The following is an 18,424-nucleotide window of genomic DNA, read 5'->3' on the forward strand; positions in this document are numbered from 1 at the left end:
CCGTGTACGCAGCGCTGTGGCGGCTTCTGCCCGGGCCGTGGTGGGTCCGGCTCCTGATCGTCCTCGTCCTCGTCGCGGCGGTCCTGGTCGCGCTCGACGAGTGGGTGTTCCCCTGGGTGCAGTCGCTCGTGCTCGACCGGAACGTGACCGTCGGCTCGTGACCGGCGGCGCGGCCCCGCGGATCCTGGTCGTCGACCACCACGACAGCTTCGTCTTCACGCTCGTCTCGTATCTCCGCGAGCTCGGTGCCGAGGTCGACGTGGTCGAGTTCGACGACCTCGGGACGACGGCGCTCCTGGCTCTCGCGGAGGAGGCGGACGGAGTCCTGGTCTCACCCGGACCGGGCCGCCCCGAGGACGTCCCCGCGTCGACGGCGCTCGTGCAGCGGGCGGAGGCGACCGGGCGGCCGCTGCTCGGAGTCTGCCTCGGCCACCAGGTGCTCGCCCACGCTCTCGGCGCCCGCGTCACGGAGGCGCCGGAGCTGCTGCACGGCCGGACGTCCGCGGTCCTCCACGACGGAGATCCGCTCTTCGACGGCCTGCCCTCCGGATTCGCCGCGATGCGGTACCACTCGCTCGCGGTCGACGGTGAGAGCCTTCCCGAGGAGCTGCGGGTGACGGCGCGGACACCGGAGGGAGTGGTCATGGCCGTCCGGCACCGGAGTGCTCCGCTCGTGGGCGTGCAGTTCCATCCGGAGTCGGTCCTCACCGAGGGCGGGCGGCGCCTTCTCGAGAACTGGCTGCGCGAGGTGAGGCCGGGCGGAGCATCCGTATCGGCCGACGACACGCCCGGACTCTCGATCCCGGCTCGATGAGGCGGAATTCGCCGGGCTTATCGGGCTCGTTATCGAGTCGGAAGCATTGAGAATGATCAGCGACCACCGTCCCCCGAACGGGGATGCCGCCCTGAGTGCGTTCTCACGTAGAAATCCGCCATCTGACGGCTAAATGACGGCGGGCGGAGGAGAACGCCGCGACAGGGTATGAGCGTGACCTTGTCCACCCCCTTGCGCACCCCCCGATCAGGTGGCGGGATTTGACGGGCTCCCGGCGGAGGATGCGGCCCCTTTTCGCTGCATAATCAGAGGGCGTCGACAGGGGGTCGGCGCCACAAGAGAAGTCCGGGGGGACCAGATGGTCGCATCGATCTCCTGGGCTTTCTCGGGAATCCGAGAGCTCGAGAATCTCGGACCGCGCATCGTCGTCAAACCCGGCACCGTTCCGAGCATCACCGGTTCGGGATTCGGCACCGCCGATCTGAGCGTCGTGCTGATGACGGTCTCGCCTCTGCGCGTCCTCCGCGGGACGTGGCCGGCCGACGACACCTCCTTCCTCACTTTCAGCTTCCTCATCGACGGCTTCGTGCGCATGGTCGCCCCGGACCGAACGGTGCTGCTGCGTCCGGGCTCGATCTCGTACCAGCAGGGGACGACGACGTTCACGACCGAGTCGACGACTCCGGCCACGATCCTCCACCTCTCGCTGCGCGCCGACGAGATGCGCCGCTACGGCTTCGACACGTCGGCCCCGGTCTACGCGCTCGACCCCGACGCCCGGTCCACCCGCGCCGCGTACGCCTTCACGACCGCCTTCGCCCTCGCGGCGGAGTCGGGGACGGGGCTGCCCGGCGAGGGCGAGGTCACCGGCTTCGCCCACGTGGTCAAGCAGCTCCTCACCAGCGCGTTCCTCGCGGCGGCGAGCTCGCAGCCCGGCACCACGAGCGTGCGAGCCGCCACGCTCGGGCGCGCGCGCACGGTCATCGACCGGACGCACCGCACGCCGCGCTGCACTCCGGAGGCGGTGGCCGACGCGGTCAACGTGTCCACCCGCTCCCTCCAGCGGCTCTTCGAGGATGCGGGCACCACGGTCGCGAGCGAGATCGAGCGATCCCGGGTCGCCAGCGCCGTGGAGCTCCTGCGCCGCCGCCCGCGGGAGGTCCCGCTCGAGGCGATCGCCGCCGCGTCCGGATTCTCCTCGGCGGACCACCTCCGCCGTGCGCTCAAGCGCCGCGAGGGGCTCACCCCGAGCGACATCCGCGGCAGGATCGCGCGCCCCGCCGATGGATCGGCAGCCGGCGAGGTCGTGCTGCTCCAGCCCCCGCTCGCCGACGCGCGCAGGGCCTAGCCGTTCAGCTCGGGGCCGTCGGCCCCCGTGGAGCATCGAACCCGACGAGCAACGTCCGGACGAGCCCTTCTCGGCGCGCAGAGCAGCGACCCGGCCTCCACCGGGCACCGTCGGCCGACGCCGCAGCCGCAGCGGGCTGCAGGCCGGGTCAGCCCGCGCAGTATCCGAGCTGGACGGTCGATCCCTGCGGGACGTCGCCCGGAGCCAGGGACTGGGTCGTGATGGGCGGGTTCGCCCGGGTCGCGTCGCAGGTCTCGTCCGGGACCTCGACCCCCACGAGCTGCAGCTTCTCGGAGGCGAGGGTGGCCAGTGCGCTGCTGAGGGACGTCCCGACGAGGTCGGGGAGCGTGACCTGGCCGGAGGAGACCGTGAGGTCGACCGGCGTGCCCGGGGCGACCTGCTGTCCCGCTCCGGGGGAGGCGGAGAGCACGACGTCGCCCGGGACGGTCGGCGAGTTCTCGCGGGTCTGGGAGCCCTCGACGAAGCCGACGGCGGTGAGCGCGTCGATGGCCTCGGCGAGGCTCTGCCCGACGGTGTCCGGCACGGCGACGGGCTGGGGGCCCTGGGACACGACGATGCGGATGACCGTCTCGGGCGCGACGATCGTGCCCGAGCCAGGATCCGTGCGGATCACCTCGCCCTCGGGGACGGTCGAGCTGTACTCCGCGACCTGGCTCGGCACGAGGTCGAGCTCGGTCAGGGTCGACTGCGCGCTGTCGTAGGTGGTCTCGGTGAGGGTGGGGACCTCGCGCGACTGCGACGGCAGCGTCGACGCGGGCTGGAGCGTCAGCACCCAGATCACGAGTGCGGCGACGATCACGGCCAGCACGACGATCGAGGACCAGATCCAGAGGACCGGCGGGCGGCGCTGGGTGCGGACGATCGAGTTGTCCTCGGCCAGCTGGCGGAGGGCGAGCTCGGAGTCGTTGACTCCGCCCTGGCTGCGGGCCGCGAAGAGCGAGGTGGTCAGCTCGTCGATCGGGCGGTGGTCGGGGAGGCGTCCGGCGGCGGCGTCGCGCAGGTCGTCACGGAACTCCGCAGCTCCCTGGAAGCGCTCGTAGCGGTCCTTCGAGAGTGCTCGGGCGACGACCGCGTCGAGTGCTGGGGTGACGGCCGGGTTGATGGAGCTCGGCGCCGGCGGCGTCTCGCTGACGTGCTGGTAGGCGACGGCCACCGGGGTGTCGCCGCGGAAGGGCGCACGGCCGGTGAGGAGCTCGAAGAGCACGATGCCGGCGGAGTAGAGGTCGCTGCGGGCGTCGACCTGCTCGCCCTTCGCCTGCTCGGGGGAGAAGTAGGCCGCGGTGCCGAGGATCGCCGTGGTCTGAGCGACCGTGGCGGCGGAGTCGGAGACGGCGCGGGCGATCCCGAAGTCCATCACCTTCACCTGGCCCGACGGGGTCAGCATGATGTTGCCGGGCTTGATGTCGCGGTGGACGACGCCTGCGCGGTGCGAGTACTCGAGGGCGGTGAGGATGCCCTCCGTGATGCGGACGGCCTCGTCCACGTCGAGGGGGCCCTCCGCGATCAGGTCCTTGAGGAGGCGGCCCTCGATGTGCTCCATGACGATGAAGGGCCGGCGCGACTCGGCGCCGTTGTCGTCGAGCGAGACCTCCTCACCCGCGTCGAAGACCCGGACGATCGTGGGATGCGACATGCGCGACGCGGATTGCGCCTCCTGGCGGAACCGCAGGCGGAAGGCGGAGTCGGAGGAGAGGGAGAGCTTCAGCTCCTTGATGGCGACGGTGCGGCCGAGCCGGGTGTCGGTGCCGAGGTACACCTCGGACATCCCGCCGCGGCCGAGCCGGGGCCCGACCTGGTACCGTCCCGCGATCAGGCGACCCTCATCCGTCACGCGCACGCTCCCGCCCTGTACTTCCGTGTGGTGCGGCCCCGAGGAGCCACGGCAAGTGTACCTATGGGCCCCTGGTGTTCCGGGCGGGGGCGCGACGCGACGGCCGCGAGGCGCCGGGCCGGAGCGGTGCCCCGGCCCGGCGCGCCGCCGCTACTCGGAGGGGGTGGGCGTCGAGGTGGCCTTCGAGGTGGGGGTCGGCGCCGGGGTCGGAGCCGGTTCCTCGACGGTGACGGAGAGGGTGGGCGAGGCCGCCGACTCCGACTCGCCGCAGAGCACGGTGTACGTGACGTCGATCGTGCCCGCCGTGGTGCCGGCCTGGATCGTCGCGGTCGTCGAGTTCGACGGGTTGGTGCTCGTCACGCTCGCGCCCTCGCCGGTCGCGGTCACCCGGTAACCGCTCACGGAGGTTCCGCTCGGGCACTGGTTGTAGTTGCTCCAGGTGACGTTGAACGTCGCGCCCGCCTCGACGCTGGAGGCGGCGGGGGTGACGGTCGGCACGGCGGTCGGTGCGTCCGGGGTCGCGACCTCGGTGAAGACGGAGACCTCGATGGTCGTGCCCTTCACCACGTTCGCGGTGGGGTTCACGTCCTCGACGAGTCCGACCTGCTCGGCGGTGGGGGCGCTCGGGCCGTCCGCGCGGCGGACGCCCATGCCCAGGGCCTCGAGCTCGGTCTCGACGTCGTCGAAGGAGCGCCCGACGTAGTCGGCCTTGTCGATGACGACCGTGTTCGAGGTCGGCGTCGGCGTGGGACTCGGAGTCTCGGACGGCGTCGGCGACGGGGCAGTGCTGGTCGTCGCGGTGGGGGAGGCGGCCGGGTCGCTGCTCCCGCCGGTCGTCAGGGCGAAGATCGTGCCCGCGATGACGACGGCGAGGATCACGATGAGGGCGATCAGCGGCCAGGTCCAGGGGCTGCGCCTGCGCGGCTCCTCGGAGGCCTCGAGCGGCTCCTCGATCGGCACGAACGGAGCGGCGGCCGCGGCCGCGGGCGCGCCGGAGGGGAGCACCGTGGTCGCCTGCGTCGCGCCCTGGTTGGAGGGGAGGACCGTGGTCGCCTGCGTCGCGGGCAGGTCGCTGAGGACCGCGGGGACGGCCAGCGCCGCTCCGCGCACGTCGCCCGAGCGCAGCGCCTGGGCCGCCCGCGCGAGGTGCGCGGCGGTGGCGGGGCGGTCGGCCGGCTTCTTGGCGATGCAGGAGTAGACGAGATTGCGCACCGGCTCCGCGACCGTGACCGGCAGCTCCGGCGGGGTGTCGTTGATCTGCGCCATTGCGATGGCGACCTGCGACTCGCCCGTGAAGGGGCGGCGCCCGGCCAGGCACTCGTACGCGACGATGCCCAGCGAGTAGATGTCGGTGGCGGGGGAGGCGGGCTGGCCGCTCGCCTGCTCCGGGGACAGGTACTGGACCGTGCCCATGACCTGCCCGGTCGCCGTCAGCGGGACCTGGTCGGCGATGCGCGCGATGCCGAAGTCGGTGATCTTGACGCGGCCGTCCGGCGTGATGAGCAGGTTGCCCGGCTTCACGTCGCGGTGCACGAGGCCGGCGGCGTGCGCGGCGTGCAGGGCGAGCGCGGTCTGCGCGACGATGTCGAGGACCTTGTCGGTCGAGAGGACGCGCTCGCGCTCGAGGACGGTCGAGAGCGCCTCGCCGGGGACGAGCTCCATGACCAGGTAGGCCGAGCCGTCCTCCTCGCCGTAGTCGTAGACGTTGGCGATGCCCTCGTGGTTGACCAGCGCCGCGTGGCGGGCCTCGGCGCGGAAGCGCTCGAGGAATCCGGGGTCGCCGAGGTACTCGTCCTTCAGGATCTTGATCGCGATGGTGCGGCCGATGACGAGATCGGTCGCCTGCCACACCTCTCCCATGCCGCCGATGGCGATCCGGGACTGCAGCTCGTAGCGTCCCCCGAAGGTGAGGCCTGTCGTGGGTCTCATTTGTTCAGCACCGCCTCTAGTACCTGTTGTCCGATGGGTGCGGCGATCAGGTTGCCGTACCCGGTCTGGCCGAGCCCTCCACCGTTCTCCACGAGCACGGTGATGGCGTACTGCGGGTCGTCCGCAGGCGCGAAGCCGGTGAACCAGAGGGTGTACGGGTCGTCCCCGCCGTTCTCGGCGGTACCGGTCTTACCGGCCACAGTGACGCCCCCTATTGTTGCATTCGTCGCCGCGCCGCCCTGGACGCTGGCGACCATCATCGCCTTGACGGCGTCCGCGGTCTGCGTGCTCACCGCCCGGCCGAGCGACTTCTCCTGGAACTGCTGCAGCACGCTGAGGTCCTGCGAGCGGATCGAGTCGACCAGGTTCGGCTGCATCACCTCGCCGCCGTTCGCGATCGCCGCGGAGACCATGGCGATCTGCAGCGGCGTCGCACGCACCTCGTACTGTCCGAAGGCGGTGAGGGCCGTCTGGGCGTCGTCCGTCTTCGTCGGGTACGTGCTCGCCTCGACCGACATCGGGATCTCGAGCTCGGTGTCGAAGCCGAACTTCTCGGCCTGCGAGCGGATCGCGTCCGCTCCCAGCTGCACGCCCATCTCGGCCATCGGGACGTTGCAGGAGAGCGAGACGGCGGTGGCCAGCGTGACCGTCTCTCCGGAGCCGCAGAGACCGCCTCCGGAGTTGATCACCTGCGACGAGGAGCCGGGCAGCGTGTACGACTCGACGTTGGGGAAGCTCGAGTCGGCCGTGAAGCGGCCGGACTCGAGGGCGGCCGAGGCCACGACGAGCTTGAAGACGGAGCCGGGCGGGTTGAGCGAGCCGCCGATGGCCCGGTTCACGAGGGGCTCGGAGGAGTCGTCGTTCAGCGCCCGGTAGGCGGCGAGGACGTCGTCGGTGTCGTGGGAGGCGAGCGCGGTGGGGTCGAAGGTGGGCTTCGAGACCATCGCGAGGATGCGGCCGGTGGCCGGCTCCGTCACGACGACGGCCCCCGTGTAGTCGCCGAGCGCGTCGAAGGCGGCCTGCTGGGCGACCGGGTCGATCGAGAGCTCGACCGACGCGCCCTTCGGGTCCTGGCCCGTGACGAGGTTGTTGATCTCGTCGAAGAACTGCGAGTTCGAGGTGCCCGAGAGGTAGTCGTTGAGCGTGCGCTCGATGCCGGTGGTGCCCTGGTTCAGAGTGAAGTAGCCGGTCACGGCGGAGTAGAGCGGGCCGTTCGCGTACTGCCGCTGGAACTTGTAGAGGTCGTCCGACGGCGTCGAGGAGGCGATCGGCTGACCGCCGGCGAGGATCGCACCGCGCTCGGTCGAGAAGCTCTCGTAGAGGGTCCGCGTGTTGCGGCCGTCCTCGTCGAGGGAGTCGGCCTGGATCACCTGGATGGTGGTGGTGGAGAGGAAGAGTGCCACGAACATCGTCAGCACGACGAGGCTCACCCGTTTGAGTTCTCGGTTCATCGACGGATCACACCACCAGACGAGGCTGACTGCGGACTGTGTCGGACAGGCGCAGCAGCACCGCCACGATCATCCAGTTCGCCACGAGGGAGGAGCCGCCGGCGGCGAGGAACGGCGTGGTCAGGCCGGTCAGCGGGATGACACGGGTGACGCCTCCGATGACGATGAAGCACTGCAGAGCGATCACGAACGAGAGGCCGACTCCCAGGAGGCGCCCGAAGTCGTCCTGCCCGGCGAAGCCGATGCGGAACCCGCGCGAGACCAGCAGGAGGTAGAGGCCGAAGATCGCGAAGAGCCCGGCGAGGCCCAGCTCCTCGCCGAGGCTGGCGATGATGTAGTCGGACTGCGGGACCGGCGTGAGATCCGGCATCCCCTGGCCGAGGCCCGTGCCGAGCAGCCCGCCGTGCGCGAGGCCGAAGAGGCCCTGCACGAGCTGGTAGCTGCCGCCCGGATCCGCCCCGTAGCGCTCGGCGCTGAAGGGCTCGAGCCAGTTGGCGAAGCGGTTGCCCACGTAGTCGAGCGTCTGGCTCGCCAGCAGCGCGCCGCCGAGGAACAGGCCGACGCCGATGAGGACCCAGCTGGTGCGGCCGGTCGCGACGTAGAGCATGACCAGGAACAGGCCGAAGTAGAGCAGAGCCGTCCCCAGGTCGCGCTGGAAGACGATGACGCCCATCGTGACCGCCCAGACCACCAGGATCGGGCCGAGGTCGCGCAGGCGCGGGAAGCGCATCCCGAGGACGGTGCGGCCCACCATCGAGAGGGAGTCGCGGTTGCGCACGAGGTAGCCGGCGAAGAAGACCGCGAGGGCGATCTTGGCGATCTCGCCGGGCTGGAAGCTCGCCACGTCGCCGATCCCGATCCACACGCGCGCGCCGCTGACCTCGCGGCCGATGAAGGGCAGGAGCGGCAGCAGGAGCAGCACGATCGCCGCGAACCCGGCGACGTAGGTGTAGCGGAACAGCACGCGGTGGTTGCGGATGACCAGCAGCACCACGATCGCCGCCACGACGGCCAGGGCGCTCCAGAAGATCTGCCGCACCGCCACCGACTCCCAGCCGGTCGCGCCGTCGGCGATGTCGATCCGGTAGATCTCGGCGACGCCCAGGCCGTTCAGCACGGTGGCGATCGGGAGGAGGAAGGGGTCGGCCGCCGGGGCCGCGAAGCGCAGCACGACGTGCACGGCGAGCACGAGCGCCGAGAGGCCGGCGCCCAGCGAGACCAGCGTGGTGTCGATCGAGCCGAGGGCGCCGAGCTGCACGAGCACGATCGCGCCGGCGTCGATGAGGCATGCGCCGATCAGGAGCAGGAGCTCGAGATTGCGCAGCTTCTGGCGGAAGAAGCCCTGCCGCTCGGGGGCGGGGCGGGCGGTGGCCGTGGCGGCGTCCGTCATGGTGCTCCGTTCGCGTCCGTGAGGCGCTCGACGATGTCGACCGCGCCGGCGTAGGAGTCGGCGCTGATCGTCTGCTCCAGCTGCTCGACGTCGTAGGCGCGGAGGGAGTCGAGCGGGATGCCCGTGTCCTCCTTCACCTCCGAGAGCGAGAGCGGGCCGACCGACTGCTGGATGCCCTGGTAGATGATCACGGTGTCCCCGTCGGTGCCGACGTAGAAGCGCGACTGCGTCCAGTCGTAGGCGAAGAGGATCCCGAGGAATCCGATGATGAGCACGAGGGACAGGCCGACGAGCCAGGTGATGCGGCGGCGCAGGTGCCGGCGGCGGTCCTCCTCGATCAGCTCGTCGAGGTAGTCCTCGGACGCGGGCTCGAAGTGGGTGGGGCCCTGCGCGGCGGGAGCGCGGGTGTGCAGGCGGAGGCCGGGGATCCGGACGCGGTTCTGCGAGTCGTCGGTGCTGAAGGGCGTGGGCGCGGCGGCGGATCCGACGACCACCGGCTCCTCCACGGGGGCGAGGATGCGCGCGGTGTCGCCCGCCCCGGGGATGTCGAGGACGACGACGGTGACGTTGTCCGGGGCGCCGTGCGAGAGGCTGTCGCGGATCAGGCGGTCGGCCACCTGCTGGGCGGTCTCGTCGCGGCTGAGCTCCTTGAGGATCTCGTCGTGCGGGACGACGCCGGAGAGGCCGTCGGAGCAGATCAGCCAGCGGTCGTGCGGCTCGGTCTCGAGCGTGAGCGTGTCGATCTCGGGGTTGGTGTGCACGTCGCCGAGGACCCGCATCAGGACGGAGCGGCGCGGATGCGTCATCGCCTCCTCCTCCGTGATGCGGCCGGAGTCGACGAGGCGCTGCACGAAGGTGTGGTCCGTCGTGACCTGCTCGAGCCGGCCGTCGCGGAGGACGTAGATGCGGGAGTCGCCGATGTGCGCGATCGCCACCGACTCGCCGACGCGGGCGATCGCGCTGACGGTGGTGCCCATGCCGGTGAGCTCGGGGTGGTCGACCACGGCGTCGGCCAGCAGGGTGTTGGCCGCCAGCAGGGTGCGCTTGAGCTCGTCCTCGGCCTCGTAGGTGGAGGCGTAGACGCGGTCCGCCTCCGCGATGCGCTTGATCGCGATGGAGGAGGCGACGTCGCCGCCCGCGTGGCCGCCCATGCCGTCGGCGACGACGAAGAGCTGCCGGCCCGCGTAGCCGGAGTCCTGGTTGTTCGAGCGGATCCTGCCGACGTGCGAGACGGCGGCGCTCTCGCGCACCGCGCCGTGGCCGGAGCCGCTCTCCGGAGTGGGGGCCACGCGCTACGACCGCCGCAGTTCGAAGGTGGTGGTGCCGACCTTCACGGGCGTGTCCAGCGGCACCTTGGTGGGCGCGCCGACGCGGCGGCCGTCGAGGAAGGTGCCGTTGGTGGAGTCGAGGTCCTGGATCATCCACTCGTCGTTCCAGAGGAGCAGGCGCGCGTGGTGGGTCGAGGTGTAGTCGTCGCGGATGACCAGCGTCGACTCCGCGGAGCGGCCGATCGTCAGCGGGTCGCCGGTCAGCTCGAGCTCGGTGCCCCGCTTGGGGCCCGAGGTGATCACGAGGCGCTGCGCCGTGTGGACCGTGGCGGCGCCTCCCTGCTCGGCGCGCTCGGCGGCGGCCTCTCGGCTCCTCCGGGCCGAGGGGGCCGACGGAGAGGCGGGCTGCGCGGGCGTGGGAGCCGCGGCGGCCGCGGCGACCACGGGCTGGGCCGCCGTCACGAACGGGGCCTCGGGGGACGCGGCCTGCGCGCCGGGCGGCAGCTTGCGCACGCGCTGCCCGAACAGGTCGGAGCGCAGCGCGTAGACGATGCCGAACACGAAGAACCACAGCAGCGCGAGGAACGCGATGCGCAGGAGGAAGAGAGTGAGCTCGCTCATAGCCGGTCGTCCCAGAATCCCTCGGAGCCGCGTCCGGCTGCCCTGCCGGACGACGGGCGGTCGGTGCGTGCGGGCGCGGAGCCCTGCACGACGCGGTAGACGATCGAGGTGCGCCCGATCGTGATGGTCTGCTCGGGGGCCAGGGGCGCCTGCGTGACGGGCCGGCCGTCGAGCTTGGAGCCGTTCGTGGACCCGAGGTCGTGCACCTGGGCGCGGGAGCCGTCCCAGAGGATCTCGACGTGCTTGCGGGACGTGCCCGAGTCGTCGACGGTGATGTCGGCGTCGCTGCCGCGGCCGATGACGGTGCGCGCCTTCGTGATCGGGTGGCGCCGGCCGTCGATGTCGAGGACGGGCGTGTAGGCGACGGTGCCCTTCACGCTGCGGGAGTCGACCTCGACCATGCCGTCGCTGAGCGCCGGATCGACGGCGAGGGAGATGTCGATCGGGCCGGGGAAGCGGAAGCCCTGCTTGGTGGCGTGCTCGGTGGCGACCGTGGTGAGTTCGTCGATCAGCGTGGCGCCGAGGCGCTGCATCCGGTCGAGGTCGGTCGCGGACATCCGCAGGACGAGGCTGTTGGGGACGAGGATGCGGTCGCGGCTGACCACGGCGGCGGAGGTGTCGAGCTCCCGGCGGAGGGCGGAGGCGAGCTCGACCGGCTGCAGACCCGACTTGAAGGTCCGCGCGAACGCGCCGTTGACGACGCGCTCGAGTCCCTTCTCGAAGTTGTCCAGTATGCCCACAGTCTTCCGATCTTCCGGTTCTTCGCCTTCTCGGCGGTCGCGCACGGATCGAGATGTCTGCGCGCCCGTCGCCGCTTCCTCTTCTTGGTCTGCGCCGCGCACGGCTACGGGCATGTTACTGGGATGGTCTGGATGCGCGATCCTCCGCGGTGGTTTCGCGGCCGGAGTGCCGTGTGCGCGCTCTCACCGGGGCGGCTCGGCGGCGGCTCCCGGGGGAGCGGCGGCCCGGGACGGTGAGCGCCGGTTCGGCTCGGGGGCCGGGGGATGCTACGATTTCTCGTCGGCGCTTCGGTGCCGCTGGTGAGCGCGAGTGGCGGAATAGGCAGACGCGCACGGTTCAGGTCCGTGTGCCCGAAAGGGCGTGGGGGTTCAACTCCCCCCTCGCGCACCAGAGTTCACGAGAACCGGAGTTCGAGAGAACCGGGTTCGAGAGAACCAGAGGAGAAGCCCCCGATCGGATGTCCGGTCGGGGGCTTCTCCCGTTCCCGGGTGCGGTGCGCCGCGGGGCGGGCTCCTGTCGTGTCGTTCTCGCGGACGGCGTCCCGCGGAGGGGCGGTGTTCACCGGGAGGTCGGCGCGAGGTCGTCCGGCGCGGGCACGCTCGCGGGGTGATCGCCCTCCGTGCCGACGTGTCCGCCCTCGATACGCAGGCGCTGCCCGAGCTGCTCCGACGCCTCCGCCGGCACCGGAGCGTGCAGGTGGGGGAGTGCCAGTGGATCGCGGTGCTGCCCGGATCGGGCCCGGTGCTGCTGACGGCCGGCGACCGGCTCGTGCTCGACCTGCTGATCGAGCGGCGCGCGCTGCTCCCCGTGGTGATCGACGCGCTCGAGGCGGAGCTGCGCAGCGGCGGCTTCCGCGAGCGGATCGCGCTGAGCTGGAGCACGCCGGACACGGTGCCCGTGCTGCTGCGCTGACGAGCCGCGGTCAGCGGCGGGTGAGCTCCACGACCGGGATGATGCGGGTGGTGCGCTTCTCGTAGTCGAGGAAGCCGGCGGAGGCGGTGGTGAAGCGGGCCCAGCCGGCGTCGCGCTCCTCCCCGGCGAGGACGCGCGCCCGGACGTCGACGGTGCCGTCGTCGGGGGTCTCGATCGCCAGGTCCGGGTGGGCGACCATGTTGTGGAACCAGGCGGGGTGCTTCGGCGCACCGGCGGCGGACGCGGCGAGCAGCCAGACGTCCTCGGAGGGGTGCAGCGCCATCAGCGGAGTCACGCGCTCCTCACCGGAGCGGGCGCCGCGGTGGTGCACCAGCACGAGGCTCCTCCCGAAGCCGCCCGTGGTCACGGTCCCGCCGTTCGCGCGGAACTCCTCGATGATCGTGTCGTTCCAGTCGGCCATGCTCGTCCTCCTCGACGCGGTGCCGGCACTCGAGTGCCGGGGTCAGGCGCGGGCGCCCAGAGCGTCCTCGCGGCTGCTGCTCCCACCCGGCGGCTGTGCGCCCCCGGTGACGGCGGCGGGATCCGCCAGCGCCCGCCGCCAGGGTAGCTCCGCGGCGCCGACGAGTTCCAGCCTCGAGCGCAGGGCCGCGCGCTCGATCCGCACGCCGCGCGCGAGGTCGCTCAGGGCGCGGGCCGAGACGCGGGCGGCGAGGCGCTCGCGGTCGACGGTGAGCAGCGAGCCGAGGAAGCCGCCGAGCACGACCGCGGTGGGGTTGAAGAGGTTGATGTAGGTGGACAGGCCCTCCGAGAGCAGGTCGACCTGGCGGGCGACCTCGCCCAGGACGGCGGGGTCGCGGGAGGTGCCCAGGGCGATGTCGAGCTCGTCCTGGTCGAGGACGCGGGCGCCGAGGACGTCGAGGAGGGAGCGCATCCGGACCTCGGCCTCCAGGCAGCCGCGCCGGCCGCAGCCGCAGAGGCGGCCGTTCGTGGCGACGAGGGTGTGGCCCAGCTCGGCCGCGAACCCCGAGGAGCCCTGGAGCGGGACGCCGCCGATGATGACTCCTCCGCCGATGCCGCCCGCGCCGCCGGTGACGTAGACCACGTCGGCCACGCCGTGCGCGGCTCCGAAGAGGGACTCGCCGATGGCGCCGAGGGTCGCGTCGTTGCCGACGGCGACCGGGAGGTCGAGGGCGCGGCTCAGCTGAGTGGCGAGGTCGACGTCGCGCCAGCCCAGGTGCGGGGCGCGGTGGACGAAGCCGGAGTCGGCCTGGACGAGGCCGGGGACGGCGACGCCCGCGCCGACCAGCGTGCGCAGCGACTCCCGCTCGGAGCGGAAGCCCTCGACGATTCCGGTGACGACGCGGACCACCGTGGCGGGGCTCGCGGGCTTGGGGGTGTCGAAGCGGACGCGGCGGAGCAGCTCGCCGTGCAGCCCGACGAGGCCGACGATGATCGCGTCGGTGTCGAGGTGGACGCCCACGGCCGCGAACCGGTCGCCGGGGACGACGGTGGCGCTGGGGCGGCCGATGCGGCCGTCGGGCGCGGTGGTCTCCTCCGCCACCCAGCCGAGCTCGCTCAGCTCGCCGACGAGGTTCGCGACGGCGGAGCGGTTCAGCCCGGTGAGGCGGCCGAGCTCGGCGCGGCTGGTGGGACCGGAGCGGTGCACCAGCGTCGCGAGGCTCGCGAGGTTCGTGCGGCGCAGCAGCGCGTTGCTGGAGGCTCCGACTGCTCCTGCCATGATCGCCTGCCTGTCGCTGGACCCCGACGGGTCTCGGATGCACTCGGGCGCGGCTCCCCCGAGGAGAAGCCGCGCCCGAGAACTGTAGAAGAGAAGGACGAGGAGCGCCGCTGGGCGGCGCCCGGCGTTCGCCTAGCGGCCGCCGGCGCGGCGCTTGTTGAAGATGTCGAACGCCACCGCGAGCAGGAGCACGAAGCCCTTGATCGCCATCTGCCAGGCCGCGTCGACCGAGAGGATGGAGAGGCCCATGTTGAGCACGCCCATCACGAGTCCGCCGATGACGGCTCCGACGACGGTGCCCACGCCTCCCTGGACGGCGGCGCCGCCGATGAAGACCGCGGCGATCGCGTCCAGCTCGTAGTTCTGTCCGGCCGAGGCGACCGCACCGCCGGCGCGGGCGGTGCTGACGATGCCCGCGACTCCGGCCAGTGCGCCCATGTTGACGAAGATGAAGAAGTTGACCCACTTCGTCTTGACGCCGGACATCATCGCGGCGAACAGGTTGCCGCCCATCGCGTAGATGTGGCGGCCGAAGACCGTCCGGCCGAGCACGAAGCTGTAGGCGAGGATCAGCACGGCGAGCACGATCAGGATGATCGGGGTTCCGCTGTAGCCGGCGAGCAGCCAGGAGAGGGCCATGATCGCGATGACGGCGATGGCCGACTTCGCGACCAGCGAGCCGATGGGCTCTCGGGGCAGCTCGAGGCGGCGGAGGGTCGCGCGGCTGCGGAGCTGCTGGGCCACGAGGACGACGCAGACGATCAGGCCGAGGACCAGGGTGAGCGCGTCGCGCCCGGCGATGCCGCCGAGGACGCCCGGGAGCCAGCCGGCGCCGATCGCGGTGAACTCGGTGGGGAGGCCGTTGATCGTCCCGCCGGTGAGGAGGACGAGGGTGAAGCCGCGGAAGATCAGCATGCCAGCGAGGGTCACGATGAACGCCGGTATGCCGACGAAGGCGACCCAGAAGCCCTGCCATGCTCCGACGGCGGCGCCGGTGACGAGGGCGACGACGACGGCCGCCCACCAGGGCAGGCCCCAGTTGTTCATCGCGATCGCCGAGATGGCGCCGACCATCGCCACGACCGAGCCGACCGAGAGGTCGATGTGGCCGGCGATGATGACCATCACCATGCCGATCGCGAGGATCAGCACGTAGGCGTTCTGCTGGATCAGGTTGTTGACGTTGCCGGGCAGGAGCAGGCGCCCGCCGGTCAGCACCTGGAAGAGCAGGATGATGATGGCCAGTGCGGCGAGGATGCCGTACTGCCGGAGGTTGATGTTCAGCCGGCGCGAGCGCTTGGGCGGGGTGGAGGGCGTGTTGGCGGGCGTGTCCGCCGGCGCTGTGGTGGTCGTGGCGCTCATCGGGCCTGTTCCTTTCCGGCGGTCATGTAGTGCATGAGGTGCTCCTGGGTGGCGTCGGCGCGATCGATCTCGCCCGTGATCCGTCCCTCGGAGATGGTGTAGATGCGGTCGGCGAGGCCGATCAGCTCGGGCAGCTCGGACGAGATGACGACGACCGCCTTGCCCTGGGCCGCGAGCTCGTTGATGATCCCGTAGATCTCGTACTTGGCTCCCACGTCGATGCCGCGGGTGGGCTCGTCGAGGATCAGCACGTCGGGACCGGAGAAGATCCACTTCGAGAGGACGACCTTCTGCTGGTTGCCGCCGGAGAGCTTCCCCGTGACGGCCGAGACGGTCGGCGCCTTGATGTTCATCTTCGATCGGTACGAGTCGGCGACCTTGTACTCGCGGTGCTTGTCGATCACGCCGAGCCGGGCCAGGCGCGAGAGCGCGGCGGCCGAGACGTTGACGGTGATGTCGCCGATGAGGTTGAGCCCGTAGCGCTTGCGGTCCTCGGTCGCGTAGGCGAGGCCGTTGCGGATCGCCTCGTCGACGGTGCGGGTCTGGATCTCCTCGCCGTCCTTGTAGACGCGGCCGGAGATGCCGGTGCCGTAGCTCCTCCCGAAGATGCTCATCGCGAGCTCGGTGCGTCCGGCACCCATCAGGCCCGCGAAGCCGACGATCTCGCCGGCGCGGACGGTGAAGGAGGCGTCGTCGACGACCACGCGGTTGATGTCGACCGGGTGGTGGACCGTCCAGTTCTCGACGCGCAGCTTCTCCTCGCCGATCTGCGGGTCGCGCGGCGGGAACATGCTGTTGAGGTCGCGGCCGACCATCGCGCGGATGATCCGGCTCTCGGACGCCTCCTCGCCGGCCATCGGGAAGCTCTCGATGGTGCGGCCGTCGCGGATGATCGTGACGGTGTCCGCGATGGCGCGGATCTCCTTCAGCTTGTGGCTGATGATGATGCAGGTGATGCCCTGCTTGCGGAGCTGGTCGATCAGGCCGAGCAGGTGGTCGCTGTCCTCGTCGTTGAGGGCGGCGGTGGGCTCGTCGAGGATGAGGAGCTTCACCTCCTTGGCGAGGGCCTTGGCGATCTCGACGAGCTGCTGCTTGCCGACGCCGAGCTCGAGGATCTTGGTCGCGGGGCTCTCGGCGAGGCCGACGCGGGCGAGCAGCTTGGCCGCCTCCGCGTTGGTCGCGTTCCAGTTGATGACGCCGCGGGTCGACTTCTCGTTGCCGAGGAAGATGTTCTCGGCGATGGAGAGGTAGGGGCTGAGGGCGAGCTCCTGGTGGATGATCACGATGCCGTCGGCCTCGCTGTCGTTGATCGACCGGTACTGCGCCTCCTCGCCCTCGAACTCGATGGTGCCCTCGAAGCTGCCGTACGGGTACACGCCGGAGAGGACTTTCATCAGGGTCGACTTGCCGGCGCCGTTCTCGCCGCAGATGGCGTGGACCTCGCCGGGCTGGACCGAGAGCGAGACGCCGTCGAGGGCGCGGACGCCGCCGCCGAACTCCTTGACGATGTCGCGCATGATGAGGATGGGACTGGCCAACAGGGCCTCACTTCGTTGGGGGGGGAGTGGTGTGCGGACGGGGAGGCGGGGGCGGGGAGGATCGCTCCTCCCCGCCCCCGCCCGACGGATCAGAGTCCGACGTCGCCGGCCTTGAGGAAGCCGGAGTCGACGAGGACCGACTGCACGTCGTCCTTCGTGACGACCTGCGGCTCCAGCAGGTAGGACGGGACGACCTTCTCGCCGTTGTCGTAGGTCTCGGTGTCGTTGACCTCGGGCTCCTCGCCCGCGACGATCGACTGCACCATCTGGAAGACGCGGTCGCCGAGGGTGCGGGTGTCCTTCCAGACCGTCATGGACTGCTCGTCGGCGAGGATCGCCTTGACGTTGGCCTTGTCGGCGTCCTGGCCGGTGATGACCGGGTAGTCGGCGCCGGGGGTGTAGCCGGCCGACTTCAGCGAGGCCTCGATGCCGATGGCCAGGCTGTCGTTGGGGGAGAGCACGACGTCGACCTTCTGGCCGCCGGTGTAGAAGGAGGAGAGGCGGTTGTCCATCTCGGACTGCGCCTTGTCGGAGGCCCAGCCCTGGATGCCGATCGAGGCCCAGTCGTCGTCCGACGCGGGCGACTTGCCCGAGGGGACGGTGAGCTTGCCGCTCTCGATGTAGGGCTGCAGGACGTCCCACGCGCCGGAGAAGAAGAACTTCGCGTTGTTGTCGTCGGGGCTGCCGGCGAAGGGCTCGAGGGTGAAGGGACCCGCGGCGTTCTTCAGGTCGAGGGTCGACTCGATGTACTGGCCCTGGAGCTGGCCGACCTTGTAGTTGTCGAAGGTCGCGTAGTAGTCGACGTCCGCGGTGCCGTTGATGAGACGGTCGTAGGCGATGACGGTGGCGTTCTGCTTCTTCGCCTCGGCGAGGACGGGCGCGAGCGCCTCGCCGTCGATCGCGGCGATGACCAGGATCTTGGAGCCGCCGGCGATCTGGTTCTGGATCTGCGAGATCTGCTGATCGGTCTTGTTGTCGGCGTACTGGAGGTCGACGGTGCAGCCGTCGCCCTCGAGCTGCGACTGGAGGCCTTCGCCGTCGTTGATCCAGCGCTCGAGGCTGCGCGTGGGCATCGAGATGCCGACGGTGCAGTCGCCTTCCGCGCCGGCGCCGGCAGCGGCGCCTCCGGAGTTGGCGGGGCTCGCGGAACAGGCCGCGAGGCCGAGGGAGATGATGCCGGCGGCGGCCAGCGTGGTGATGCCGCGGGAGAACTTCATGGAGTGCATTCCTCTCTGAAAGCAGTGTCCGAGGGAGAGGACGACAAGAGGCGTGCACGTGTGGCGCACGTCGTCGTGTCGTCGCCCGGGAGGGCGGGAGAGCCCCGAGGGGCTTTGTCCACGGAGAGAACATATTCCTTCGATCGGGGGGAGTAAAGCGCGGGCGGCGTATTTGTCCAGGCGATGCCGAAATGTGATCTTCGGGACGTCGACCCCCGCCGTTGCTGGGGGAGAACGCTCTCACCACTCGGCTCCCGCCCGGCTCGCGCCCCTCCGCCGGGCGCCTCCCGCCGTCCGCGTGAGGGAAACGCGAGGACTCCG

At 71.1% G+C, this 18,424-nt stretch carries 16 protein-coding genes and 1 tRNA gene; 5 read left to right on the plus strand and 12 right to left on the minus strand.

Annotation, left to right across the window (positions count from 1 at the left end; all coding sequences use genetic code 11):
* Positions 1 to 2 precede the first annotated feature (2 nt).
* From C5C37_RS17535 to C5C37_RS11500, 3 genes are all read left to right on the plus strand, one after another.
* Complete coding sequence (locus tag C5C37_RS17535; RefSeq protein ID WP_167299010.1) at positions 3 to 161, plus strand: hypothetical protein; 159 nt, start codon at positions 3 to 5, stop codon at positions 159 to 161.
* Positions 158 to 814, plus strand: a complete 657-nt coding sequence (locus C5C37_RS11495) for an aminodeoxychorismate/anthranilate synthase component II (protein WP_104309312.1) — start codon at positions 158 to 160, stop codon at positions 812 to 814. The genes C5C37_RS17535 and C5C37_RS11495 overlap by 4 nt, the downstream gene beginning before the upstream one ends.
* 319 nt (positions 815 to 1,133) lie before the next feature.
* Positions 1,134 to 2,123 carry a helix-turn-helix domain-containing protein gene (locus C5C37_RS11500; RefSeq protein WP_104273227.1) on the plus strand — a complete coding sequence of 330 codons (990 nt, stop codon included), beginning with the start codon at positions 1,134 to 1,136 and terminating at the stop codon, positions 2,121 to 2,123.
* 148 nt (positions 2,124 to 2,271) lie between these two features.
* On the opposite strand, the gene pknB is transcribed toward C5C37_RS11500, so the two are convergent.
* The 7 genes from pknB to C5C37_RS11535 form a co-directional block, all read right to left on the minus strand.
* Entirely contained in the window at positions 2,272 to 3,975 is a 1,704-nt protein-coding gene (gene pknB / locus C5C37_RS11505; RefSeq protein WP_104222663.1) for a Stk1 family PASTA domain-containing Ser/Thr kinase, read from the minus strand.
* A gap of 150 nt (positions 3,976 to 4,125) precedes the next feature.
* Positions 4,126 to 5,904 (minus strand): protein kinase, encoded by a 1,779-nt coding sequence (locus C5C37_RS11510; protein WP_104273226.1) that lies wholly within the window; start codon positions 5,902 to 5,904, stop codon positions 4,126 to 4,128.
* Positions 5,901 to 7,355, minus strand: coding sequence for a penicillin-binding protein 2 (locus C5C37_RS11515; RefSeq protein ID WP_104232999.1), 1,455 nt, complete (start codon positions 7,353 to 7,355; stop codon positions 5,901 to 5,903). The genes C5C37_RS11510 and C5C37_RS11515 overlap by 4 nt, the downstream gene beginning before the upstream one ends.
* A gap of 7 nt (positions 7,356 to 7,362) precedes the next feature.
* Entirely contained in the window at positions 7,363 to 8,745 is a 1,383-nt protein-coding gene (locus C5C37_RS11520) for an FtsW/RodA/SpoVE family cell cycle protein (protein WP_104225777.1), read from the minus strand.
* Positions 8,742 to 10,034, minus strand: coding sequence for a Stp1/IreP family PP2C-type Ser/Thr phosphatase (locus tag C5C37_RS11525; protein WP_244229533.1), 1,293 nt, complete (start codon positions 10,032 to 10,034; stop codon positions 8,742 to 8,744). Before C5C37_RS11525 ends, C5C37_RS11520 begins: the two co-directional genes overlap by 4 nt.
* A 3-nt stretch (positions 10,035 to 10,037) precedes the next feature.
* Positions 10,038 to 10,634 carry an FHA domain-containing protein gene (locus C5C37_RS11530; protein WP_104222659.1) on the minus strand — a complete coding sequence of 199 codons (597 nt, stop codon included), beginning with the start codon at positions 10,632 to 10,634 and terminating at the stop codon, positions 10,038 to 10,040.
* Positions 10,631 to 11,374, minus strand: a complete 744-nt coding sequence (locus C5C37_RS11535; RefSeq protein WP_104225775.1) for a DUF3662 and FHA domain-containing protein — start codon at positions 11,372 to 11,374, stop codon at positions 10,631 to 10,633. Before C5C37_RS11535 ends, C5C37_RS11530 begins: the two co-directional genes overlap by 4 nt.
* A gap of 304 nt (positions 11,375 to 11,678) precedes the next feature.
* Here C5C37_RS11535 and C5C37_RS11540 point away from each other — a divergent pair.
* Together C5C37_RS11540 and C5C37_RS11545 are read left to right on the plus strand one after the other, a co-directional pair.
* Positions 11,679 to 11,765, plus strand: a tRNA-Leu gene (locus tag C5C37_RS11540).
* Between the two features lie 216 nt (positions 11,766 to 11,981).
* A complete protein-coding gene (locus C5C37_RS11545; RefSeq protein ID WP_104250258.1) occupies positions 11,982 to 12,287 on the plus strand; it encodes a hypothetical protein in 306 nt (101 codons plus the stop codon).
* A gap of 10 nt (positions 12,288 to 12,297) precedes the next feature.
* Here C5C37_RS11545 and C5C37_RS11550 read toward each other — a convergent pair whose 3' ends face one another.
* The 5 genes from C5C37_RS11550 to chvE all read right to left on the minus strand — a co-directional run bounded on the left by C5C37_RS11550 (position 12,298) and on the right by chvE (position 18,103).
* A complete protein-coding gene (locus C5C37_RS11550; RefSeq protein WP_104338965.1) occupies positions 12,298 to 12,708 on the minus strand; it encodes a nitroreductase/quinone reductase family protein in 411 nt (136 codons plus the stop codon).
* A 42-nt stretch (positions 12,709 to 12,750) separates the two neighbouring features.
* Positions 12,751 to 13,986: an ROK family transcriptional regulator gene (locus C5C37_RS11555; protein WP_104222655.1), complete on the minus strand. Its 1,236-nt coding sequence runs from the start codon at positions 13,984 to 13,986 to the stop codon at positions 12,751 to 12,753.
* A 132-nt stretch (positions 13,987 to 14,118) separates the two neighbouring features.
* The gene (gene mmsB, locus C5C37_RS11560; RefSeq protein ID WP_104222654.1) at positions 14,119 to 15,348 is read right to left on the minus strand and encodes a multiple monosaccharide ABC transporter permease; all 1,230 of its coding nucleotides are present in this window, start codon (positions 15,346 to 15,348) and stop codon (positions 14,119 to 14,121) included.
* The gene (gene mmsA, locus C5C37_RS11565; RefSeq protein ID WP_104222653.1) at positions 15,345 to 16,865 is read right to left on the minus strand and encodes a multiple monosaccharide ABC transporter ATP-binding protein; all 1,521 of its coding nucleotides are present in this window, start codon (positions 16,863 to 16,865) and stop codon (positions 15,345 to 15,347) included. The genes mmsB and mmsA overlap by 4 nt, the downstream gene beginning before the upstream one ends.
* Before the next feature lie 110 nt (positions 16,866 to 16,975).
* Complete coding sequence (chvE, locus tag C5C37_RS11570; protein ID WP_374952918.1) at positions 16,976 to 18,103, minus strand: multiple monosaccharide ABC transporter substrate-binding protein; 1,128 nt, start codon at positions 18,101 to 18,103, stop codon at positions 16,976 to 16,978.
* Between the last annotated feature and the right edge of the window lie 321 nt (positions 18,104 to 18,424).

The sequence above is a fragment of the Rathayibacter sp. AY1F9 genome, from assembly GCF_002932155.1.
Classification (GTDB): Bacteria; Actinomycetota; Actinomycetes; order Actinomycetales; family Microbacteriaceae; genus Rathayibacter.

Excerpts from the sequence above, each read along its gene's own strand:
- C5C37_RS11520 (WP_104225777.1), bottom strand. The coding sequence starts at position 8,745 with ATGACGGACGCCGCCACGGCCACCGCCCGCCCCGCCCCCGAGCGGCAG.
- C5C37_RS11510 (WP_104273226.1), bottom strand. The coding sequence starts at position 5,904 with ATGAGACCCACGACAGGCCTCACCTTCGGGGGACGCTACGAGCTGCAG.
- C5C37_RS11530 (WP_104222659.1), bottom strand. The coding sequence starts at position 10,634 with ATGAGCGAGCTCACTCTCTTCCTCCTGCGCATCGCGTTCCTCGCGCTG.
- chvE (WP_374952918.1), bottom strand. The coding sequence starts at position 18,103 with ATGAAGTTCTCCCGCGGCATCACCACGCTGGCCGCCGCCGGCATCATC.
- mmsA (WP_104222653.1), bottom strand. The coding sequence starts at position 16,865 with ATGCGCGACATCGTCAAGGAGTTCGGCGGCGGCGTCCGCGCCCTCGAC.
- C5C37_RS11555 (WP_104222655.1), bottom strand. The coding sequence starts at position 13,986 with ATGGCAGGAGCAGTCGGAGCCTCCAGCAACGCGCTGCTGCGCCGCACG.
- C5C37_RS11550 (WP_104338965.1), bottom strand. The coding sequence starts at position 12,708 with ATGGCCGACTGGAACGACACGATCATCGAGGAGTTCCGCGCGAACGGC.
- C5C37_RS11515 (WP_104232999.1), bottom strand. The coding sequence starts at position 7,355 with ATGAACCGAGAACTCAAACGGGTGAGCCTCGTCGTGCTGACGATGTTC.
- C5C37_RS11500 (WP_104273227.1), top strand. The coding sequence starts at position 1,134 with ATGGTCGCATCGATCTCCTGGGCTTTCTCGGGAATCCGAGAGCTCGAG.
- mmsB (WP_104222654.1), bottom strand. The coding sequence starts at position 15,348 with ATGAGCGCCACGACCACCACAGCGCCGGCGGACACGCCCGCCAACACG.